Here is a 19323-nt window from a genome sequence, read left to right as displayed (position 1 = left end):
ACCGAATACACGTTGGCTTGCTCGCAAGCTGGTTACTCTCTCCCATGAAGCCGGAAAAAATATCCGGCAAAGACTTTTATGACTATGAACGATACCCAAATAGAGGTAGGTAAATACCTTGTCTCGCCCACTGCCAAATCGCAGGGCGAAGGCCGCTTCGCGGCTTCAGTTTCCATCCGCTCCGGTCGCGGCAGCGGTACCCATGACAGGGTGCTGCGTTTCACCGGAATTTTTGACAGCGCCGCCGCTGCCGTACATTACGCTACCGAACACGCCTTGGGCTGGATTCACGAACGCTCAGCGCCGGTTTGCGCATGATGCAAAGCCAGCCCGTGTGGGCTGGCGACACAAAATAATTTTGAAATTTTTGAAATATCAGGAGTTATAGATGGCCAAAGAAGAATTGATTGAAATGCACGGACTGGTTGACGAGGTTCTGCCCGACTCGCGCTTTCGCGTGACGCTGGACAACGGCCACAAGCTGGTGGCCTACACCTCCGGCAAGATGCGCAAGAACCATATCCGTATCCTGGCCGGCGACCAGGTGTCGCTGGAACTGTCCCCTTACGACCTGAGCAAGGGCCGTATCACCTTCCGCCACATTGCCGGTCGCGGACCCGGCCCTGCGCCGCGCCAGTCGCGCTAAGCGCGCTGGCTTCAACGGCGTCCTGAAGCCGTCAATGCAGGGTTGACCGCCATGCCGGCATGGCAACGGTCAGCCAGCATCACTCATGGCGGAAACCGGCATGTGCTCCGTTTTTTTGTCCAGCACCCTTTCCGGTTCCTGGGCTTCTTCCCACGTCTCGTTGTTCAGGCCGGCCTGGAGCCGCTCCATGTCCAGCTCGTTGGTCCACTTGGCCACGACCAGCGTGGCCACGCCATTGCCGATCAGGTTGGTCAGCGCGCGCGCTTCCGACATGAAGCGGTCTATGCCCAGAATCAAGGCCAGACCGGCCACCGGCACCGTGCCCACGGCCGACAGCGTGGCTGCCAGCACGATGAATCCGCTTCCCGTCACGCCCGCCGCGCCTTTTGAGGTGAGCAGCAAGACACCCAGCAGCGTGATTTCCTGCATCAGCGTCATCGGCGTGTTGGTGGCCTGCGCGATGAAGACCGCCGCCATCGTCAGGTAAATCGACGTGCCGTCGAGGTTGAACGAATAGCCGGTGGGAATCACCAGGCCTACGGTGGTCTTTTTGGCGCCCAGGTTTTCCATCTTTTCCATCATGCGCGGCAGCACCGACTCCGACGACGAAGTGCCCAGCACGATCAGCAGTTCTTCCTTGATGTACTTGATGAACTTCCAGATGCTGAAGCCGTGGATGCGCGCAATGGCGCCCAGCACGCCAAAGATGAAAATCAGGCAGGTCAGATAGAACGCGCCCATCAGCTTGCCGAGTGAAAACAGCGAGCCGACGCCGTACTTGCCAATCGTGAAGGCCATGGCGCCAAACGCACCGATGGGCGCCACCTTCATGATGAAGCCGACGATGGTGAACAGCACATGCGACGACTTTTCAATCATGTCGAACACCAGCGTGCCCCGGCCGCCGAAGCGGTGCAGCGCAAAGCCGAACAAAATGGCCAGCAGCAGCACCTGCAAAATCTCGCCCTTGGCAAAGGCATCGACAAACGCGGTCGGGATGACGTTCAGGATGAAGTCAGTCGTGCTGACCATCTTGCCCGGTCCGGTATAGGCGGCAATCGACTTGGTGTCCAGTGTGGCCGCGTCGATGTTCATGCCGGCGCCGGGCTGGAACAGGTTGACCAGCACCAGGCCGATGATCAGCGCGAAGGTGCTGACGACTTCAAAGTAAAGCAGTGCCAGGCCGCCGGTCTTGCCGACTTTTTTCATGTCCTCCATGCCGGCAATGCCGACCACCACAGTGCAGAAAATAATCGGCGCGATCATCATCTTGATGAGCTTGATGAAGCCGTCGCCCAGTGGCTTCATGCTCTCGCCCGCGCTCGGGTAAAAGTAGCCCAGGGCGACGCCGGCAATGACCGCGCACACCACCTGAAAGTACAGGGAACGGTAGAGCGGCAGTTTTTCGGTGGGTGCTGACGTGGTCATGGCAGGAGCGCATGGGTCGATGCGGCGGTTGGTGATCAGGATTCAATAGAGTCCGGGGCCAAAAAATATCCATCTTTGAAACTTGCAATTTACGGGTATCGCCGGATTCGGCGTTGACTTTTTGCCGCTTGTTTCGAATGTTTCGTTCGTGTCCGGCAGCGGTTGAACCCGGCGTTGGACTACAGGCAGGGCAGGGTAAGTCGGCGGCCTTGTTGAGGGCGTGCATGCCTAGAATCGACAGGTTTTCAGCTCGCCCGCTTCATCCAACCAGGAGACAAGCCATGCCCTCAGACCCAATGCCTTCCGTGCGCAGCGGCTACATTCCGCCCGGCACGCTCAACCCCGACCTTCGAGCCGAATACGACCATTTGCGCGAAGAACTGGAGCGCCTGCTGGCCGCGCCGGTCAAGGACTTCGCGAAGATTGACGGTCTGGTTGAGCGGCTTGAACGGGTTCAGCTGGCCTACAAAGAACAGCACGGCATCAAGGGCAACAACCCGAACGAGTAATATTGCTATATTTTAAATAGCAATAAATGCCCGACCCTATTGCGCAAGAAGCTGTTTTCACTTGAAAACGCGAATCTGCCCGACCCGCCACCAGCGCGGCAGCAGGCGCCTGACCTCCGGCCGGGCAAAACGGTCGTCCATCAGGTAGATCACGCCGCGATCCGAGTTGCTGCGGATCACCCGGCCGGCCGCCTGGACCACTTTCTGCACGCCCGGGTACAGGTAGGTGTAGTCATAAGCCTGGCTGGCCCCAAAATTCTCGGCCATGCGCAGCTTGATCTGCTCATTGACCGGGTTGACCTGCGGCAGGCCCAGCGTGGCGATGAAGGCGCCGATCAGCCGGTCGCCGGGCAGGTCGATGCCCTCGGCAAACGAGCCACCCAGCACGGCAAAGCCGATGCCCTGGTTTTGCGCCGTGAAGCGCGCAAGGAATTCATCGCGCGCCGCCTCGTCCATGCGCCGCGTCTGCTCCCACATCGGGATCTGCGGGTAATGCTGCCTGAAGCGTTCCGCCAGCTTTTCCAGGTAGTCGTAGCTGCTCAGGAACACCAGGTAATTGCCCGGTTTTTCCGCGTATTGCCGCGCCATCAGATCCGCGATGGGCTGCAGCGACAACTCGCGGTGCTGGTAGCGGGTGGAGATGTCGCTGACCACCCGCACCGCCAGCTGATCGGCCATGAAGGGCGACTGCACATCGACCCAGGCCGTGTCGGCGGGCAGCCCGAGCATGTCGGCGTAATAGTTTTGCGGGCTCAGCGTGGCTGAAAACAGCGCCACCGAGCGGGCGGCGGCAAAGCGCGGCGCCAGGAACGGCGCCGGCACCACATTGCGGATGCACAGCCGGGACCAAGCGCGGCTGCCCCTGGTGTGAGCCGGCCCGCCCGGAGCGGCATCCTGCGTGATGTCAAACAGCGAATGCCCGCCGAAGCTCTCGGCCATGCGCGAGAAATGCAGCGCATCGAAATAAAAACGCTGAAGCGCCGCGTCCACGCGCGTCGGATGCGCCTCGATGTCGTCGGTGATGGCGCTGGTGGCCTGCTGCAGCGCCAGCAGGAATTTGTCGGGCGGGTCGGGCCGCACCTGGTAAGCCGCCTGCGGATCGTGCCGCGGGTCTTTCTGCAGATCGCGCCAGACGCGGTGCAGGCGGTCGAGCGGCTTTCGCAGCGCGGGCGCCGCAGCGTGCCGAACCCCCGCCAACTCGGCCTGGTCCAGTTCGGCCGAATACATCTTGCGCGCCCGGTCCACCAGGTTGTGCGCTTCATCGACCAGCACGCTGACGCGCCACTGGTTGCCCACCGTCAGCGCATGCAGCAGGGCGCTCACGTCAAAGTAATAGTTGTAGTCGCCGACCACCACATCGCTCCAGCGCACCAGGTCCTGGCTCAGGTAGTAGGGGCACACGCCATGCGCCAGGGCCACCTCACGCAGCGCCTCCTTGCCCTGCCGGCTGGCCCGTGGGTCTGCCAGCGCGGCACTGCGCGCCTGCGGCAGGCGGTCATAAAAGCCCTGGGCCAGCGGGCACGAATCGCCGTGGCAGGCCTTGTCCAGGTGCAGGCAAGCCTTGTCGCGCGCCACCAGTTCGATCACGCGCAGGGGCAGCGCCGGCGCGCTCTGCTGGATCAACGCCAGCGCATCCAGCGCCAGCCGGCGGCCCGGCGTCTTGGCCGCCAGAAAAAATACCTTGTCGAGTTCCTGCCGGGGCGCGGCCTTGAGCAGCGGAAAAAGCGTGCCGATGGTCTTGCCGATGCCGGTCGGCGCCTGGGCCATCAGGCTGCGGCCGCTGGCGGCGGATCGGTACACCGCTTCGGCCAGGTCGCGCTGGCCGGGCCTGAAAGCGGCGTGCGGGAAAGCCAGCGCCTGCAGCGCCGCATCGCGCGCCGCGCGGTGGGCCAGCTCCTGCCGCGCCCAGCCGAGGAATTTTTCGCACTGCGCTTCAAAATAATCCCTGAGCGCATCGGCGCTCATGCGTTCGGTCAGCAGCGTTTCCTCATGGCTGCCGATATCAAGATACACCAGCGCCAGCCGCACCTCGGGCAGTTCGAGCTTCTGGCACAGCAGCCAGCCGTAAATCTTCACTTGCGCCCAGTGCAGTTGCCGGTGGTTCTCGGGCATGGCCGCCAGGTCGCCCCGGAAGGTCTTGACTTCTTCGAGCTGGTTCTTGTCCGGGTCGTAGCCGTCGGCCCGGCCGCGCACCCGCAGTTCCTGGTAGTCGCCGCTCAGGCTGAGTTCGGGCTGCCAGCTTTTGCTGCGGCGCGAGGCCACCAGCGCATGGCCGGCGATGCCTTCCTGGGCCGAAGGCGAGGGCGTGAAGCGCAGGTCCAGGTCGCCCTGCTTGGCGGTGAACTCGCACAAGGCCCTGACGGCAACGACGTAGCTCACCCGGCGCTCGCTTTGGGCTTCACGCCCATTGCTGTGCGCAGGCGCAGGCTGAGCGGGTCATTTCGGCTTGACGTAGTTCATGGCCGTGTCGAATTCCTCGCGCGACAGGAAACCGTCCTGGTTGCTGTCGGCCCGGTCAAAGTTCTTGGCCACGCCGCGAAAGCCGGACGCTTCCTGGCGGCTGACCTTGCCATCGCGGTCGCCATCCATGAAGCCGAAGGCGCGCTCCAGGTCATTGGCCGCATAGCGGGGCGCTGGCGCGGGCAGTTCGGCGGCGGAAACTTCAGAAGCAGCGGAAGAGGGCGCCGCTGCAGGCGTTTCGACGCCTTGGGCGTGGGCGCTCAAGGCGAACAAAGCCGCTGCCGCGCTCATGCAGAGCGTCAATGCCCATGCCGGCACGGTAAACGCCCTGGCGGGCAAGGCGGAACATGATTTGAGTCGATTGGCCGTGGAAAAATTCATTGATTTGTAAAGCGAAGAGTCAAACATCCGTGCCATTGGACGCCAGTTTGCCTGGCAGCTCCAGCATCCTTGCAGCCTGTTGCGCAGCTTTACGCCGCAGGCACATCAGCCGGTGCATGATTTTGCCGGCGATGACAGGCCGATTTTTAGCGCAATGGCAACACATGCGCCAGCGGCTGACAGCATGGCCCTTGACTGTCCGACAGGGCCGGCCAGCCTGGCTTTTCACAATAGGAAGCCTCAAGACCTTTTAAACGCACAAGGAAACACCATGGCAACCAGCAGCATTCTGGGCGGCTCCAAGCTGCCCGAGGAAATCAGTGGAAAAGACATGCACGCCCTGGGTCCGAGCGACAACTCCGACAGCGGCAGCGATGCCACGGGCGCTTACAGCGACGACGAGTTGTCCAGCGACAGCGATTCCGCCGGAACCGGGGAGCGCGCCACGGTGGGCACGGGCCGTGGCCACGCGGATGCCGACATCCTGCCCGACCAGATTGAACAGCCGCCCGGCGCTGATGAGGAGACTGGCCTGAACGAGGCGGCGGGCGATGATCTTGACGATCTGAGCGATCTGAATGAAGTCGAAGACCTCGCCGACGACAGCGATGACCTGGAAGCCGATGAAGACAGCGGGGACGCAGATCCGTCCCGCAAAGCCTGAACCGAAGCGGCGAGGATGTGATTTTCAGGGCCGTTGCAAGCACACGAATGCAGCCGGTGAATTTAGCGCTTCATGACGCTGGACAAGGAGCATCTGCGTCCCGTTGCCGGCATTGATGCCGTTACCATGGGTAATTTTTTTAGCCTTCTTAACCTCGGCAAGCCCATGAAACTTTCAAAAATGGCCAGGTCTTCCACCCTTGAAGACAGATCCTTCCTGCTGCTGCTGGTGCTGGTTTCGCTGGCTTTCTTCTGGGTGCTCTGGCCTTATTACGGCGCGGTGTTCTGGGGAGCGATCTTCGCGCTGATGTTTTCGCCAATCTTTTTGCGCTTCATGAACAAGCTGTCTCAACGGCGCACGCTCTCGGCCCTGTTCACGGTGTCCATCATCCTGGTGCTGGTCATTTTGCCCGTGGGGCTGATCAGCGTTCTGCTGACACAGGAAGCGGCCGGCGTTTACCAGCGCGTGCAGTCCGGGGACTTGAGCTTTGGCCGCTATTTCCAGCAGATTTATGATGCGCTTCCGGCGTGGATCACCAGCCTGCTCAACCGCTCGGGGCTGAACAACCTGGGCCTGATCCAGGAGCGCGTGTCGGACAGCCTGACCAAGGGAAGCCAGTTCATTGCCGCGCAGGCCCTGAGCATCGGGCAAAACGCCTTTGATTTTTTCGTCAGCTTTTTCATCATGCTGTACCTGATGTTTTTCTTCCTGCGCGACGGCGCCGCGCTGTCCAGGCGCATCAAGCAGGCCATTCCGCTCGAAGAAGACATCAAGCGCAATCTCTTCAGCAAGTTCACCACCGTCATTCGCGCCACCGTCAGGGGCAATATCGCGGTGGCTGTCATGCAGGGCGCGCTGGGCGGCCTGATCTTCTGGTTCCTGGACATTCACGCGCCCGTGCTGTGGGGCACGCTGATGGCTTTCCTGTCGCTGCTGCCCGCCGTCGGCGCGGCGCTGGTCTGGATTCCGGTGGCGATCTATTTCCTGGCGACCGGCGCCATCTGGCAGGGCGTGGTGCTGATCGCCTTCGGCGTTCTGGTGATTGGCCTGGTTGACAATGTCTTGCGCCCGGTGCTGGTCGGCAAGGACACCAAGATGCCCGACTACGTGGTGCTGGTTTCCACGATTGGCGGCATGTCCCTGTTCGGGCTGAATGGCTTTGTCATCGGCCCGGTGATTGCCGCCATGTTCATGGCGGCGTGGGATATTTTCAGCAAGGCCCGGCAGGATGAGCCGGTTGAGTTGCCGCCGGCTTGAATTTTCGATGATTCAGGCCTTTTGCGCAGGTGGAATAAGCCTGTATAGCTATTGTATTTGTAGCGATTGATATCCCTGTTCCCAAATGACCCAGGGTTCTTAATAGGAATGCGTGATGCAAATCACTCGTTTGGGGGATAGCCATCGGCAAGCTCTTTGGTCACGATGACTGGACAGTGCACTCATGCACTGTCCAAGAAAAAGTAACAAGGGAGACGAAGATGCTTATCTTCAGCAGTCGTGAACTCGAAAGCAGGGCCGACGCATTGGTTTGTCAGCAAACATTCACCGCCGATCTGGCTCACCGGGCGCTGGCCACCCTGGAACACACGCCGCAGGCCACGGCGGGGCGCTGGAAGGTGTCGCAAATCGACAGCGATGTGGATGATGCCGACTCGATGCAGGCGTTGCTGCCCATGTTCCAGGAATCGCGGCCACTGCTGCTCTACCTGCATGGCTACAACAGCACGCCTGCCGCGTGTTTTGAGCGCTGTGACCGCTTGCAATCGCTGTATGGCCTGGAAGTCGTCAGGTTTTCCTGGTCTTCCAAAAAACACCGGCCGGGCGATGGCGACCTGCCCGACTTCTTGCCGCGACTGGGCGAGCACGGCTATGTGCAGCCCAGCGACTGCCTTCACCAGCTTGACCCGGCAGCGGCTGATCCGGATGGGCCGGCTTGCTCCTGGTGGCTGGTGATGGCGCTGACCGGCAGCCCTGCGCATTAGCGCATCAGCGCCCAAGCCGGCGTCACCTTCAGGGGAACATCCATGCTGATTGCCACCTTTAACGTCGAAAACATGTTTAACCGTACCAAGGCGATGAACGGGGCGACATGGGCCGAGGGCAAACCGGCGCTGGAAGCACACCAGGCGCTCAATACCTTGTTTGAAAAGGCGGTTTACAGCAGCGCCGACAAGACCCGCATGCTGGCCTTGCTCAAGGCCAGCGGGCTGCTCAAATCCGACGAGGGGCCGCTGATGCGGCTGCGCAAGATTCGCGGGCAGCTGATCAAGAGGCCGCGAACCGGGGAACCCGAAATCATCGCCAGCGGGCGCACCAGCTGGATTGGCTGGGTCGAGCTGAAGACGGAGCCGGTCAATGAAGTGGCCACGCAAAACACGGCCCGGGTCATTGCCACCCTCAACGCCGACGTATTGGGCGTGATGGAGGCCGAAGACCGCACCACGCTGCGCCTGTTCAACGAGCAGGTGCTGGGCGAAACCAGCGTGGAGCATCTTTTGTTCAATGCCTATCACCATGTCATGCTGGTGGACGGCAACGATGACCGGGGCATCGACGTGGGCCTGCTGACGCGCCGCGACTACCCGGTGCTGTCGATCCGCTCGCATGTGCACGATGCCGACGCGCAAGGCCTGATCTTCAGCCGCGACTGCGCCGAATACCAGCTGGGCCTGCCCAGCGGAAAACGGCTGTGGGTGCTGCTCAACCATTTCAAAAGCAAGGGCTACGGAGAGCAGGCCGCGAACAACGCCAAACGCAAGCGGCAGGCCGCGCGGGTGCGCGAGATCTACGACGCGCACCTTGCCGAAGGCGACGACTGGCTGGTCATGATGGGCGACCTGAACGAAGTGCCCGGCAACGCCCCCTTGAACCCGCTGCTGCGCGAAGGCTCAAGCCTGCGCGACGTGGCCAGCCACCCGAAGTATGACAACGGCGGGCGGCCCGGCACCCATGGCAATTGCACCGCCTCGGGCAAGTTCGACTACATCCTGCTGTCGCCCGGGCTGTTCGACAAGGTGAAGGCTGCCGGCGTCGAGCGGCGCGGCATGTGGGGCGGCACGAACGGAACCTTGTGGCCGCACTTCAAGGAAGTGACGCGCGCCGAGGAAGCGGCATCGGACCATGCGGCGGTGTGGGTGGAGCTGGATATTTAGCCGGCAAGGCCGCCCGGAGTGCCGCCATGCTTGCAACTTAGTTGACTGGCCGTGAAAAGGAGGCGGGTTGATGCGAATACTCGCGCTGCTGTTGATCTTCTGGTCGTCGCTGATTGGCGCGCAGCCGGTGCAGACTGCGGTGCCGCCCGTCGTGCTGCTCAGCCAGAGCGGGGCGCTCGGGCCTGCCCATGCCGACTACCTGCGGCGCGGCCTTGACAAGGCCGCCGCGCTCAAGGCGCAACTGGTCGTCATCCAGATGGACACGCCGGGCGGCCTGGACCTGTCGATGCGTTCGGTCATCAAGAACATCCTCGCCTCGCCCGTACCCATTGCCACTTTCGTCGCGCCCAACGGCGCGCGCGCGGCAAGCGCCGGCACCTACATTCTGTACGCCAGCCACATCGCCGTGATGGCGCCGGCGACCAACCTGGGGGCGGCAACGCCGGTGTCGCTAGGCCCCCAGCCCGCAGCACCGCGCGAACCGGCTGCCTCCCGGGACAAATCCGGGACGGACAACGCGCCTTCCTCGGCGCAGGCGATGCGGAACAAGCAGACCAACGATGCGGCCGCCTACATTCGCGGCCTGGCCGAACTGCGCGGGCGCAACGTCGAATGGGCCGACAAGGCGGTACGCGAAGCGGTCAGCCTGTCGGCGCAGGAGGCGCTCAAGCTGAACGTGATTGATCTGATCGCCGCCGACATGCCGCAACTGCTCAAACAGCTCGACGGCCGCAAGCTCACGGTGCTGGGCCAGGAAAGGCGGCTGGCCACCGCCGCCGCCGAAATCATCGACATCCAGCCGGACTGGCGCACCCGGCTGCTGGCGGTCATCACCGACCCGGGCATTGCCTACATCCTGCTCATGCTCGGTTTCTACGGCCTGCTGTTCGAGTTCTTCAGCCCGGGCCTGGTCGCGCCCGGCGTCATCGGCGGCATCAGCCTGCTGCTGGCGCTGTTCGCCCTGCAGCTGCTGCCGGTGAGCTATACCGGCCTGGCGCTGATCGCGCTGGGCGTCGGCCTGCTGGTGGCCGAGCATTTCGCGCCGGGTTTTGGCCTGCTGGGGCTGGGCGGCATCGTGGCCTTTGTGATGGGCTCGGTCATGCTGATCGACACCGACGCGCCCGCTTACCGGATTCCGTGGCCCTTGATTGCCGGCGTGACGCTGGCCAGCGCCGCTTTTCTGCTGGTCGTGCTGAACTTCGCGCTGCGCGCGCGCCAGCGGCCGGTGGTCAGCGGCCGCGAGCAGATGCTGGGAGCTACCGGCGAAGTCATCGTCAATCCCGACGGCAGCGTGTCGGCAAGCATCCTCGGCGAAGTGTGGAAGGTTCGTGCGAACGCCCCGCTTGGGCGGGGTCAACAGGTCAGGGTGGTCGGCATCGACGGGCTGGTGCTCAGCGTCGAGGCGGTTGGCCCGGAAGGAAAATCAACATGAATATCGAATTCGGCTGGCTGGGCGGCGCACTGATGGTGCTGCTGCTGATTGTTTTCTTGCTCAACGCGGTGCGCATCTTCCGCGAGTACGAGCGCGGCGTCGTCTTCACCCTGGGGCGCTTCTGGCAGGTCAAGGGGCCGGGGCTGGTCATCATCATCCCGATCGTCCAGCAGGCGGTGCGGGTGGATTTGCGCACCGTGGTGCTGGAGGTGCCGACGCAGGACGTGATCTCGCGCGACAACGTGTCGGTCAAGGTCAGCGCCGTCGTGTACCTGCGCGTCATCGACCCGCAAAAGGCCATCATCCAGGTGGTCGATTACCTCAACGCCACCAGCCAGCTCGCGCAGACCATGCTGCGCTCGGTGCTGGGCAAGCACATGCTCGACGACATGCTGGCCGAGCGCGAGAAGCTGAACACTGACATCCGGCAGGCGCTCGATGCGCAAACCGACTCGTGGGGCATCAAGGTCGCCAATGTCGAGATCAAGCAGGTCGATCTGACCGAATCCATGATCCGCGCGATTGCCCGCCAGGCCGAAGCCGAACGCGAGCGGCGCGCCAAGGTGATCCATGCCGAGGGCGAGCTGCAGGCCTCTGAAAAGCTGTTCCAGGCGGCGAAAATCCTCGCGCAGGAGCCGCAGGCGATCCAGCTGCGCTACCTGGAAACGCTGACGGTGATAGGCGCCGACAAGAACACGACCGTGATCTTTCCGCTGCCGATGGATTTGCTGACGCCGTTCCTGGAAAAGCAGCGGAAGGCAGCAGGCTGAAAAGCGGAGTTCGGCTGGCAGCCTCGGTGCTGAATCAGACCTGGCGCGTCTCGCCCACCATGATGTCCACGCCGGCGCCGGCAAAGTTGGCCAGGTCGGCGGCGGTGGCCTGCCCTTGCGCTGACGCCATGGCCGCCTGGATGGCCGGCACGGAGTCGAATTCCAGCACGGCGACCAGGTACGCGCCATGCTTGCCCGCCATGCCCATCACGTCACCGCTGGTCACTTCATAGCTGCGCAAGCCGGGAAGCGTCTTGGCCAGCGGCAGATGCTTGTTGAAGTAGTAGTCATCGAATGCAGCGGTGTCGGCGGGCTGCTGGTAGATCGCGAAAAGCTTGGCCATGGGGGTTGTCTCCGGTGTGTTGTGTGGCGTGGCCCGCAAGACGCGGGCCGGGATGCAATTTACCAGTTGGCGTGGCAATGGACGAGGCGGCGGGGCTTGGCTGCGTCGGCTGTCGTGGAGCTGAAGCGGGAGTTTCAAGTATTTCAGGCCGCTGGCGCTTACTGGACATGTACAGATAGCTATTGAATTTGTAGCGTGATTTGGAGTTGCAAAAATTCAATATTCATGATTTTCGGCTTGCAGTCGCAAGGCTAATTCATGGAGGCGAATGCGTGTGCGCTGCAAACTGGGTGAGCGTTGCGCGGCACGTTCAGGACTCCACTCAGAACTTATCCAAGCCGTCAGACGCTGGTTGTACCCAATCCCCTGACTTGCCACCGCGCCAGCCTCTTTGACCAAGTCCTGCCGTACTGGTCTGGCTGCCAGCTTTGCGAGTTTGAGCAAATGTTGCTTGGGGTCTGGCAAGGTATCTGGCTCGGGCGGTAGAGTTCCTTTTTTGCCTATCAGCTTTCGCATGGCTTCATGGTCAGCCAAAACCCAGGACTCGATTTCTCGCACGGCAATGCGGAACATCAAGTTAGCTGGCAGTGGCTTCTTGCCGAGCCACTGCGCCTTGAGTTCAACGGGGCAGGCGACTTGGTCCAGGTCGGTGAGAATCAGCACGGTCTGGTGCTGCGCCAGTTGCCGCCAGTTGTTCATGCCTGAGCGTAGATAGCCAAAGCCATCTTTGCGCAGTAACAGGCCGGGCGTCACAGGGACTGGCAATTCGGCCAGTAAGCGAAATCCAATCGCTTCGCTCAAGATATCTTCGGTTGCCAGGGCTACTGGCATCATTGCCAAAAACCTAATTGGTTGACGGAAGTGGGCCGGGTTTTAGGCAACACAACTTCCGCAACAGACAAGCCTGCTTCCAGCGCAATCGTCTCTTCTTTCTCAAGCGTTCTGCCAGTGGAGCCTTGCGGTCCGGTTTCGAGCAGCACAACCCCGCGACCATCAATTCCCGGATTGCTCAGAAGCGCTTCGCTGTGTGTGCTCAAAATGATCTGGCGTTTGTATTTCCTTTCACGTTGCAAGCGCTGCAGGATGAGAGGAATTTCTTTGACGATGGCATCGTTCAGTGAGATTTCAGGCTCTTCCAGCAGCAGCAGGGAATTGCCATCGAGCAGCGTCCACAAGAGGCCCAGCAGGCGCAGCGTGCCGTCCGAGAAATGCTCTTCCGATTGCCAGCCAGCGTTGGGGCGATGGTGGGCATACAAGGCTTCCAGATGGGGGTGGCCTAGTTTGTCCTGAGCAAATCGCAATTCCTTGAACTGGGGCACGGCAAGCATCAGTGCCTTGCTGATCTTGTTGAGTCTGGCGGTGCGTGTTTTGTCAGGGGTTTTCGCAATCCGCTCTAGAAAACCCTGGCCGAAAGGATCATCTTCCAGCCGGTGCCACCCCATTTTTTCGGCGAATTTTAGCAACTGTGGAACTAGGTGCAAATAGGTTGTGGCGCCGAAAAAATCCGCCAGATCGCGAAAGCTAGCGTTGGCCGCTATCTGTTCCAGACGTGTCTGGGTCAGGAGCATTGGATCGGCCTTGTCATTTCTGTCGGGCCGGGTAAAAAGGCGTTGGTCGTCTTTCCAGACCTCCTCGGTGGAAATGAGGATGCGCTGCGCGCCTTTGCCTTCTGGCTTGAAGCCCAGCACATAACGCCACTGCGGTGCATCGTCGGGAGACTGAGCCAGTTCGATGTCGATCAGCACCTCCGTGTCGGTGCGTGCATGCAGGCACCGCAGCTTGCTGATGCCTCCCCGGTCGGCAACAGCTTGCTGCAAACCACCCCCTTTGGATTTGCTCACATCGCGCAAGAAACGAAAAGCATCAAGCAGATTCGATTTGCCCGATGCATTGGGGCCGAGCAGATAAGACACTTCGCGCAGCGGCACATCCAATGCACGAAAGTTCCGCCAATTTTTGAGTTTGAGTCGGGTAACCAGCATATTTTTACTCCTTAAGGGCAGCGCATTCGCTTGGTGCCGTGTTGTTCGAGTTATCACTGATGTCACCAGCAACGGGTGACTATTTTCGCTTGACGCTTGGTTTTATCGGCTGCTACTTTCGATTCTCCCCCCCATACGCCACTCGGCGTATTCCCCAATCCCCAGTTCCTCCCTAAAGTGCATCCATCGCGACAAAAAAGGCCTGTTTCCCCAGGCCCGACCCAGCGAGATGGAAACTTGTCAACCCATACCGGAGAAGCACTCATGCAACGTCGATTCACCCTCAAGGCACTCACCGCTGCCGTCGCCCTGACCACCCTGTCCGCGCTGCCCGCGTATGCGGCGGAGGACACCATCAAGGTCGGTATCCTGCACAGCCTGTCGGGCACCATGGCGATTTCTGAAACGGTGCTGAAAGACACGGTGCTGATGGCCATTGACGAGATCAATGCCAAGGGCGGCGTGATGGGCAAGAAGTTAGAGCCCGTCGTCGTCGATCCGGCTTCCAACTGGCCGCTGTTCGCCGAAAAAACCAAGCAGCTGCTCGGCCAGGACAAGGTCGCCGTGATCTTCGGCTGCTGGACCAGCGTGAGCCGCAAGTCGGTGCTGCCGGTGGTCGAGGAAATGAACGGCCTGCTGTTCTACCCGGTGCAGTACGAGGGTGAAGAGCTGAGCAAGAACGTGTTCTACACCGGCGCGGCGCCTAACCAGCAGGCCATTCCTGCGGTCGATTATTTGATGAGCAAGGCCGGCGGCGGCGCCAAGCGCTGGGTGCTGCTGGGCACCGACTATGTGTACCCGCGCACCACCAACAAGATTTTGCGCGCCTACCTCAAGAGCAAGGGCGTGGCCGACAAGGACATCGACGAAAAATACACGCCGTTCGGCCATTCGGACTACCAGACCATCGTGGCCGACGTGAAGAAATTCTCGCAGGGCGGCAAGACGGCGGTGGTCTCGACCATCAACGGCGACTCGAACGTGCCGTTCTACAAGGAACTGGGCAACGCCGGCCTGAAGGCCAAGGACGTGCCGGTCGTCGCCTTCTCCGTGGGTGAAGAGGAACTGCGCGGCGTGGACACCAAGCCGCTGGTCGGCCACCTGGCTGCCTGGAATTACTTCATGTCGATCAAGAACCCGACCAACACCGAGTTCATCAACAAGTGGTCGGCCTACGCCAAGGCCAAGGGCATCGCCGGCCACAAGGACAAGCCGCTGACCAACGACCCGATGGAAGCGACCTACATCGGCATCAACATGTGGAAGCAGGCGGTGGAAAAAGCCAAATCGACCGACACCGACAAGGTGATTGCCGCCATGGCCGGCCAGACCTTCAAGGCGCCGTCGGGCATCCTCTCCAAGATGGACGAGAAGAACCATCACCTGCACAAATCGGTGTTCATCGGCGAGATCAAGGCCGACGGCCAGTTCAACGTGGTGTGGAAGACGCCCGGCCCGGTGAAGGCCAAGCCATGGAGCCCGTACATCGAAGGCAATGCGTCCAAGCCTGACGAGCCGGTCAAGGGCATGAGCGTCGTCAAGAAGTAAGGATGCGGTTGCAATAACTTCCTGCGTCATACCCGCGAAGGCGGGTATCCAGACTCGTTTGAGCGTTTCAGTCCGTGTTGCTGGATTCCCGCCTTCGCGGGAATGACGGACGGGAAGTTGTTATTTGCCAGATCCTAAGGCTGGTTCGGGGCCTCCCCGGCCCTGAACGATTCAAGGAAATTGCAGTCTGGGCGCCACCCCGTGAAGCGTGCCCGCCCAACCTACAGGTTCTTTTATGCTACTTCGACACCTTCTTTTCTATGCTACGCTTTTCATAGCTACTCATGCCCATGCATTAAGCGCAGACGAGGTAAAAGGCATTATTTTTGGCGAAACCGACACGCGTGTCGAGGCGCTGAACAAGGCGGCGCTCACGGCCGATGAAAAAACCGTCGCCTTCATCCAGGCGCTGTCGGACGACGCCGTCAAGACCAGCGGCGACAAGGTCTTCGTGGTCAAGGACGACAAGGCCTTCGACCCGGTCACCGGCGCCGAACAGCCCCTGCCGCCAGATGCCGAAGACGTGATCAACCCCAACATGATGCGCAGCGAACTCGACAACGCGCTGGCCGCGCTCAAGCTCCTCTCCAAGGACGAACAGCTGCGTCGCGAAGCCATCAAGACGCTGGGCAGCGACAGCGACGAGGCCCGGCTGCCGCTGATCGAAAAAGCCTACGCGGCTGAAACGGTGCCCGCGCTGAAGGACCAGCTGGAGATGATGCGCGCCGCCATCCTGCTCGGCAGCAGCGACAAGGCCAAGCGCCTCGAAGCGGCCGGCCTGCTGTCGGCCAGCAAAAATCCCGCGACCAAAACCGTGCTGATCGAGCGCCTGGGCACCGAGCTGGATGCCGATGTGAAGGTCGCGCTGCAGGCGGCGCTGGCCAAGGTCGAGGCGTCGCTCGCCTGGGGCGACAAGCTGGGCGCGATTTTCAGCGGCATCAGCCTGGGCAGCATTTTGCTGCTGGTGGCGCTGGGGCTGGCGATCACCTACGGGCTGATGGGCGTGATCAACATGGCGCACGGCGAGCTGATGATGATCGGCGCCTACGCCACCTACGTCGTTCAGGGCCTGTTCCAGAAATACCTGCCCGGCGCGTTCGACTGGTATCTGCTGGCCGCCGTGCCGGTGGCTTTCCTGGCGTCGGCGCTGATGGGCGCGGTGCTGGAGCGCAGCGTGATCCGCTTCCTCTACGGCCGCCCGCTCGAAACCTTGCTGGCCACCTGGGGCATCAGCCTGATGCTGCAGCAACTGGTGCGGACTATCTTCGGCGCGCAGAACGTCGGCGTCGAGAACCCGGTCTGGATGAGCGGCGGCGTGCAGGTGCTGGGCAACCTGTCGCTGCCCTACAACCGTCTCGTCATCATCGGCTTTGCGATTGCCGTGCTGCTGGGCATGGGCTGGCTGATCGGCAAGACGCGGCTGGGCCTGTTTGTGCGCGGCGTGACGCAAAACCGTCCGATTGCCTCGTGCATGGGCGTGAACACCGCGCGCATCGACACCTATGCGTTCGCGCTGGGTTCGGGCATTGCCGGGCTGGCCGGCTGCGCGCTGAGCCAGGTCGGCAACGTCGGGCCGGATTTGGGCCAGGGCTACATCGTCGATGCCTTCATGGTGGTGGTGCTGGGCGGCGTCGGCCAGCTGGCCGGAACGGTCTATGCAGCCATGGGCCTGGGCATCTTGAACAAATTCCTCGAAGGCTGGACCGGCGCCGTGCTGGCCAAGATCGCCGTGCTGGTGTTCATCATCATCTTCATCCAGAAGCGGCCGCAAGGCATTTTCGCGATGAAGGGCCGTTCGGCGGAGGCATAAACCATGAGCACACCATTTCCCACCATCAACGAATCCCTGCTGGCCGAGCAGGGCATGGAGCCGACCCGCGTAGCTTCGGTTGCGGCGCCGGTTGCAGATCGCCCTACGGCGCCACCAACCGGGCGCGTCGAGCTTCCAGGCAAGGGGCCGCTGCTGACCCGCAGCGGCTGGAGCGCCTTTGTCATTGCGCTGATCGTGGTCTGCGCCGTCGCGCCAATGCTCAATCTCTGGGTGCCCGAAGGCCATGCGCTGCACCTGAGCACCTATGCCGTGGCCTTGCTGGGCAAGATCATGTGCTACGCGATTTGCGCGCTGGCCATGGATTTGATCTGGGGCTACACCGGCATTTTGTCGCTCGGCCACGGCGTGTTTTTTGCGCTCGGCGGCTACACCATGGGCATGTATTTGATGCGCCAGATCGGCGCTGACGGCAACTACAAGAGCAATCTGCCCGACTTCATGGTCTTCCTCGACTGGAAGGAGCTGCCCTGGCACTGGACTTTCAGCGACAGCTTTGTCGCCACCCTGATCCTGATCGTCGCGGTGCCGGGCGTGGTGGCCTTTGTGTTCGGCTACTTCGCGTTTCGCTCGCGCATCAAGGGCGTGTATTTTTCGATCATCACGCAGGCCATGACCTTTGCCGCGATGCTGCTGTTTTTCCGCAACGAGACCGGCTTTGGCGGCAACAACGGCTTTACCGACTTCAAGCGCATCCTGGACATCCCGATTGCCACGCCGTCGATGCGCATGACGCTGTTTGTCATGACGGGGCTGACGCTGCTGGGCTTTTTCCTGTTCGCCAAATGGCTGGTCGGCAGCAAGTTCGGCCGGGTGCTGCAGGCGATTCGCGATGCCGAAACGCGGGTGATGTTCTCGGGCTACAGCCCGCTGGGCTACAAGCTGACGATCTGGGTGATCTCGGCCGTCATGTGCGGCGTGGCCGGTGCGCTGTACGTGCCGCAGGTCGGCATCATCAACCCGGGTGAAATGAGCCCGGCCAACTCGATTGAAATCGCCATCTGGGCGGCGGTCGGCGGGCGCGCCAGCCTGATTGGGCCGATTGTCGGCGCCTTCATCGTCAACGGTGCCAAGAGCTGGCTGACGGTGGCCTATCCCGAGTTCTGGCTGTATTTTCTGGGCGCGCTGTTCATTGGCGTGACGCTTTTCTTGCCCAACGGCGTCGTCGGGCTAGTGAAAAAACTGCGCAAGGGAGCTGAACAATGACCCCCGATCTGCTGGAGGAGGGCGCTCGCCGCGTCCAGGAGCACCAGGCGCTGGTGGCCCGTCAGAACAATACCGCCTCGGGCGGGCGCAACGCCAGCACCGGACGCATCGCCACGCCGGGCGAGGTCGATGTCACGCATGGCCGCATCCTGTACCTGCAGGATGTGAGCGTCAGCTTCGACGGCTTCAAGGCCATCAACAAGCTGAGCCTGGACATTGCGCCGGGCGAGCTGCGCTGCATCATCGGCCCGAACGGCGCGGGCAAGACGACCATGATGGACATCATCACCGGCAAGACCCGGCCCGACGAGGGCACGGTGTTTTTCGGCAGCACGATTGACCTGCTGCGCCACAAGGAGGCCGAGATTGCGCAACTGGGCATTGGCCGCAAGTTCCAGAAACCGACGGTGTTCGAGCAGCTCACGGTGTTTGAAAACCTGGAACTGGCGCTGAAGACCAACAAGGGCGTGAAGGCGTCGATGTTCTTCAGGCTGGACTCGTTGCAGAGCGACCGGCTGGCCGAGATTCTGGTGACGATTCATCTGGCTGACAGTGTGAACCGCCTGGCGGGTAACCTGAGCCATGGGCAAAAGCAGTGGCTGGAAATTGGCATGCTTTTGATGCAGGATCCGAAGCTGCTGTTGCTTGACGAGCCGGTGGCGGGCATGACGGATGAGGAAACGGCGCGCACGGCCGAGCTGTTTTTGACGCTCAAGGGCAAGCATTCGCTGATGGTGGTTGAGCATGACATGAGCTTTATTCGGACTATTTCTGAAATCGTTACGGTCTTGTGCGATGGCTCTGTCTTGGCGCAGGGGACGCTGGACCAGGTGCAGGCGGATGAGCGGGTGATCGAGGTGTATCTTGGTCGGTGATTCTTGTCCTGTTCGGGCTGGGTTGTTGTGCTTGAGCGCTTGCGTTCTGCAAAGACCCGAGGCCGGGAGTCGCCCGGCGGCGACTCACTTTTCTTTGCT

Annotated in this window: 19 protein-coding genes; 13 read left to right on the top strand and 6 right to left on the bottom strand. The window is 61.5% G+C overall.

Going from position 1 to position 19323, the window contains the following annotated elements; all coding sequences use genetic code 11:
- Nucleotides 1-78 precede the first annotated feature (78 nt).
- Both ABLV49_RS15980 and infA read left to right on the top strand, forming a co-directional pair.
- Nucleotides 79-318: a hypothetical protein gene (locus ABLV49_RS15980; protein WP_011800391.1), complete on the top strand. Its 240-nt coding sequence runs from the start codon at nt 79-81 to the stop codon at nt 316-318.
- Between the two features lie 70 nt (nt 319-388).
- Nucleotides 389-646, top strand: coding sequence for a translation initiation factor IF-1 (gene infA, locus ABLV49_RS15975; RefSeq protein WP_011800392.1), 258 nt, complete (start codon nt 389-391; stop codon nt 644-646).
- Nucleotides 647-715: 69 nt separating this feature from the next.
- Here the strand turns inward: infA and ABLV49_RS15970 are convergent, their stop codons facing one another.
- Complete coding sequence (locus ABLV49_RS15970; protein ID WP_349277949.1) at nt 716-2074, bottom strand: dicarboxylate/amino acid:cation symporter; 1359 nt, start codon at nt 2072-2074, stop codon at nt 716-718.
- A 281-nt stretch (nt 2075-2355) separates the two neighbouring features.
- Here ABLV49_RS15970 and ABLV49_RS15965 point away from each other — a divergent pair, with 281 nt between their 5' ends.
- Nucleotides 2356-2583, top strand: coding sequence for a hypothetical protein (locus ABLV49_RS15965; RefSeq protein ID WP_349277947.1), 228 nt, complete (start codon nt 2356-2358; stop codon nt 2581-2583).
- A gap of 57 nt (nt 2584-2640) precedes the next feature.
- Here the strand turns inward: ABLV49_RS15965 and ABLV49_RS15960 are convergent, their stop codons facing one another.
- Together ABLV49_RS15960 and ABLV49_RS15955 are read right to left on the bottom strand one after the other, a co-directional pair.
- Nucleotides 2641-4962, bottom strand: a complete 2322-nt coding sequence (locus ABLV49_RS15960; protein WP_349277945.1) for an ATP-dependent DNA helicase — start codon at nt 4960-4962, stop codon at nt 2641-2643.
- A 57-nt stretch (nt 4963-5019) separates the two neighbouring features.
- Entirely contained in the window at nt 5020-5424 is a 405-nt protein-coding gene (locus ABLV49_RS15955; RefSeq protein ID WP_349277943.1) for an EF-hand domain-containing protein, read from the bottom strand.
- A gap of 271 nt (nt 5425-5695) precedes the next feature.
- On the opposite strand from ABLV49_RS15955, the gene ABLV49_RS15950 reads away from it, so the two are divergent.
- The 6 genes from ABLV49_RS15950 (at nt 5696) to ABLV49_RS15925 (ending at nt 11442) form a co-directional block, all read left to right on the top strand.
- Nucleotides 5696-6088, top strand: coding sequence for a hypothetical protein (locus ABLV49_RS15950; RefSeq protein WP_349277941.1), 393 nt, complete (start codon nt 5696-5698; stop codon nt 6086-6088).
- 180 nt (nt 6089-6268) lie between these two features.
- The gene (locus ABLV49_RS15945; protein WP_349281747.1) at nt 6269-7345 is read left to right on the top strand and encodes an AI-2E family transporter; all 1077 of its coding nucleotides are present in this window, start codon (nt 6269-6271) and stop codon (nt 7343-7345) included.
- Nucleotides 7346-7566: 221 nt separating this feature from the next.
- Nucleotides 7567-8070, top strand: a complete 504-nt coding sequence (locus ABLV49_RS15940; RefSeq protein WP_349277939.1) for a hypothetical protein — start codon at nt 7567-7569, stop codon at nt 8068-8070.
- Nucleotides 8071-8112: 42 nt separating this feature from the next.
- Nucleotides 8113-9240, top strand: a complete 1128-nt coding sequence (locus ABLV49_RS15935) for an endonuclease/exonuclease/phosphatase family protein (protein WP_349277937.1) — start codon at nt 8113-8115, stop codon at nt 9238-9240.
- Between the two features lie 70 nt (nt 9241-9310).
- The gene (locus ABLV49_RS15930) at nt 9311-10672 is read left to right on the top strand and encodes an NfeD family protein (RefSeq protein ID WP_349277935.1); all 1362 of its coding nucleotides are present in this window, start codon (nt 9311-9313) and stop codon (nt 10670-10672) included.
- Between the two features lie 32 nt (nt 10673-10704).
- Entirely contained in the window at nt 10705-11442 is a 738-nt protein-coding gene (locus ABLV49_RS15925) for a slipin family protein (protein WP_415838085.1), read from the top strand.
- Nucleotides 11443-11476: 34 nt separating this feature from the next.
- Here ABLV49_RS15925 and ABLV49_RS15920 read toward each other — a convergent pair whose 3' ends face one another.
- The 3 genes from ABLV49_RS15920 to ABLV49_RS15910 all read right to left on the bottom strand — a co-directional run bounded on the left by ABLV49_RS15920 (nt 11477) and on the right by ABLV49_RS15910 (nt 13767).
- Nucleotides 11477-11785, bottom strand: coding sequence for an EthD family reductase (locus ABLV49_RS15920; RefSeq protein ID WP_349277932.1), 309 nt, complete (start codon nt 11783-11785; stop codon nt 11477-11479).
- A 216-nt stretch (nt 11786-12001) separates the two neighbouring features.
- Nucleotides 12002-12619: a hypothetical protein gene (locus ABLV49_RS15915; protein WP_349277930.1), complete on the bottom strand. Its 618-nt coding sequence runs from the start codon at nt 12617-12619 to the stop codon at nt 12002-12004.
- Nucleotides 12616-13767 (bottom strand): AAA family ATPase, encoded by a 1152-nt coding sequence (locus tag ABLV49_RS15910; protein ID WP_349277928.1) that lies wholly within the window; start codon nt 13765-13767, stop codon nt 12616-12618. The genes ABLV49_RS15915 and ABLV49_RS15910 overlap by 4 nt, the downstream gene beginning before the upstream one ends.
- A 264-nt stretch (nt 13768-14031) precedes the next feature.
- Here ABLV49_RS15910 and urtA point away from each other — a divergent pair, with 264 nt between their 5' ends.
- The 4 genes from urtA to urtD all read left to right on the top strand — a co-directional run bounded on the left by urtA (nt 14032) and on the right by urtD (nt 19224).
- Nucleotides 14032-15315 carry an urea ABC transporter substrate-binding protein gene (urtA, locus tag ABLV49_RS15905; RefSeq protein WP_349277927.1) on the top strand — a complete coding sequence of 428 codons (1284 nt, stop codon included), beginning with the start codon at nt 14032-14034 and terminating at the stop codon, nt 15313-15315.
- 235 nt (nt 15316-15550) lie between these two features.
- A complete protein-coding gene (urtB, locus tag ABLV49_RS15900; RefSeq protein WP_349277925.1) occupies nt 15551-17125 on the top strand; it encodes an urea ABC transporter permease subunit UrtB in 1575 nt (524 codons plus the stop codon).
- Nucleotides 17126-17128: 3 nt separating this feature from the next.
- Complete coding sequence (gene urtC, locus ABLV49_RS15895) at nt 17129-18349, top strand: urea ABC transporter permease subunit UrtC (protein ID WP_349277923.1); 1221 nt, start codon at nt 17129-17131, stop codon at nt 18347-18349.
- Nucleotides 18346-19224: an urea ABC transporter ATP-binding protein UrtD gene (urtD, locus tag ABLV49_RS15890; protein WP_349277921.1), complete on the top strand. Its 879-nt coding sequence runs from the start codon at nt 18346-18348 to the stop codon at nt 19222-19224. Before urtC ends, urtD begins: the two co-directional genes overlap by 4 nt.
- Nucleotides 19225-19323: the final 99 nt, after the last annotated feature.

The organism is Polaromonas hydrogenivorans (assembly GCF_040105105.1).
Classification (GTDB): domain Bacteria; phylum Pseudomonadota; class Gammaproteobacteria; order Burkholderiales; family Burkholderiaceae_C; genus Polaromonas; species Polaromonas hydrogenivorans.
Note: the sequence above shows the minus strand (reverse complement) of the source record. Positions and strands in the feature narration are given on the sequence as shown.

Excerpts from the sequence above, each read along its gene's own strand:
- ABLV49_RS15980 (WP_011800391.1), top strand. The coding sequence starts at position 79 with ATGACTATGAACGATACCCAAATAGAGGTAGGTAAATACCTTGTCTCG.
- infA (WP_011800392.1), top strand. The coding sequence starts at position 389 with ATGGCCAAAGAAGAATTGATTGAAATGCACGGACTGGTTGACGAGGTT.
- ABLV49_RS15970 (WP_349277949.1), bottom strand. The coding sequence starts at position 2,074 with ATGACCACGTCAGCACCCACCGAAAAACTGCCGCTCTACCGTTCCCTG.
- ABLV49_RS15965 (WP_349277947.1), top strand. The coding sequence starts at position 2,356 with ATGCCCTCAGACCCAATGCCTTCCGTGCGCAGCGGCTACATTCCGCCC.
- ABLV49_RS15955 (WP_349277943.1), bottom strand. The coding sequence starts at position 5,424 with ATGAATTTTTCCACGGCCAATCGACTCAAATCATGTTCCGCCTTGCCC.
- ABLV49_RS15950 (WP_349277941.1), top strand. The coding sequence starts at position 5,696 with ATGGCAACCAGCAGCATTCTGGGCGGCTCCAAGCTGCCCGAGGAAATC.
- ABLV49_RS15945 (WP_349281747.1), top strand. The coding sequence starts at position 6,269 with ATGGCCAGGTCTTCCACCCTTGAAGACAGATCCTTCCTGCTGCTGCTG.
- ABLV49_RS15940 (WP_349277939.1), top strand. The coding sequence starts at position 7,567 with ATGCTTATCTTCAGCAGTCGTGAACTCGAAAGCAGGGCCGACGCATTG.
- ABLV49_RS15935 (WP_349277937.1), top strand. The coding sequence starts at position 8,113 with ATGCTGATTGCCACCTTTAACGTCGAAAACATGTTTAACCGTACCAAG.
- ABLV49_RS15930 (WP_349277935.1), top strand. The coding sequence starts at position 9,311 with ATGCGAATACTCGCGCTGCTGTTGATCTTCTGGTCGTCGCTGATTGGC.
- ABLV49_RS15925 (WP_415838085.1), top strand. The coding sequence starts at position 10,705 with ATGGTGCTGCTGCTGATTGTTTTCTTGCTCAACGCGGTGCGCATCTTC.
- ABLV49_RS15920 (WP_349277932.1), bottom strand. The coding sequence starts at position 11,785 with ATGGCCAAGCTTTTCGCGATCTACCAGCAGCCCGCCGACACCGCTGCA.
- ABLV49_RS15915 (WP_349277930.1), bottom strand. The coding sequence starts at position 12,619 with ATGATGCCAGTAGCCCTGGCAACCGAAGATATCTTGAGCGAAGCGATT.
- ABLV49_RS15910 (WP_349277928.1), bottom strand. The coding sequence starts at position 13,767 with ATGCTGGTTACCCGACTCAAACTCAAAAATTGGCGGAACTTTCGTGCA.
- urtA (WP_349277927.1), top strand. The coding sequence starts at position 14,032 with ATGCAACGTCGATTCACCCTCAAGGCACTCACCGCTGCCGTCGCCCTG.
- urtB (WP_349277925.1), top strand. The coding sequence starts at position 15,551 with ATGCTACTTCGACACCTTCTTTTCTATGCTACGCTTTTCATAGCTACT.
- urtC (WP_349277923.1), top strand. The coding sequence starts at position 17,129 with ATGAGCACACCATTTCCCACCATCAACGAATCCCTGCTGGCCGAGCAG.
- urtD (WP_349277921.1), top strand. The coding sequence starts at position 18,346 with ATGACCCCCGATCTGCTGGAGGAGGGCGCTCGCCGCGTCCAGGAGCAC.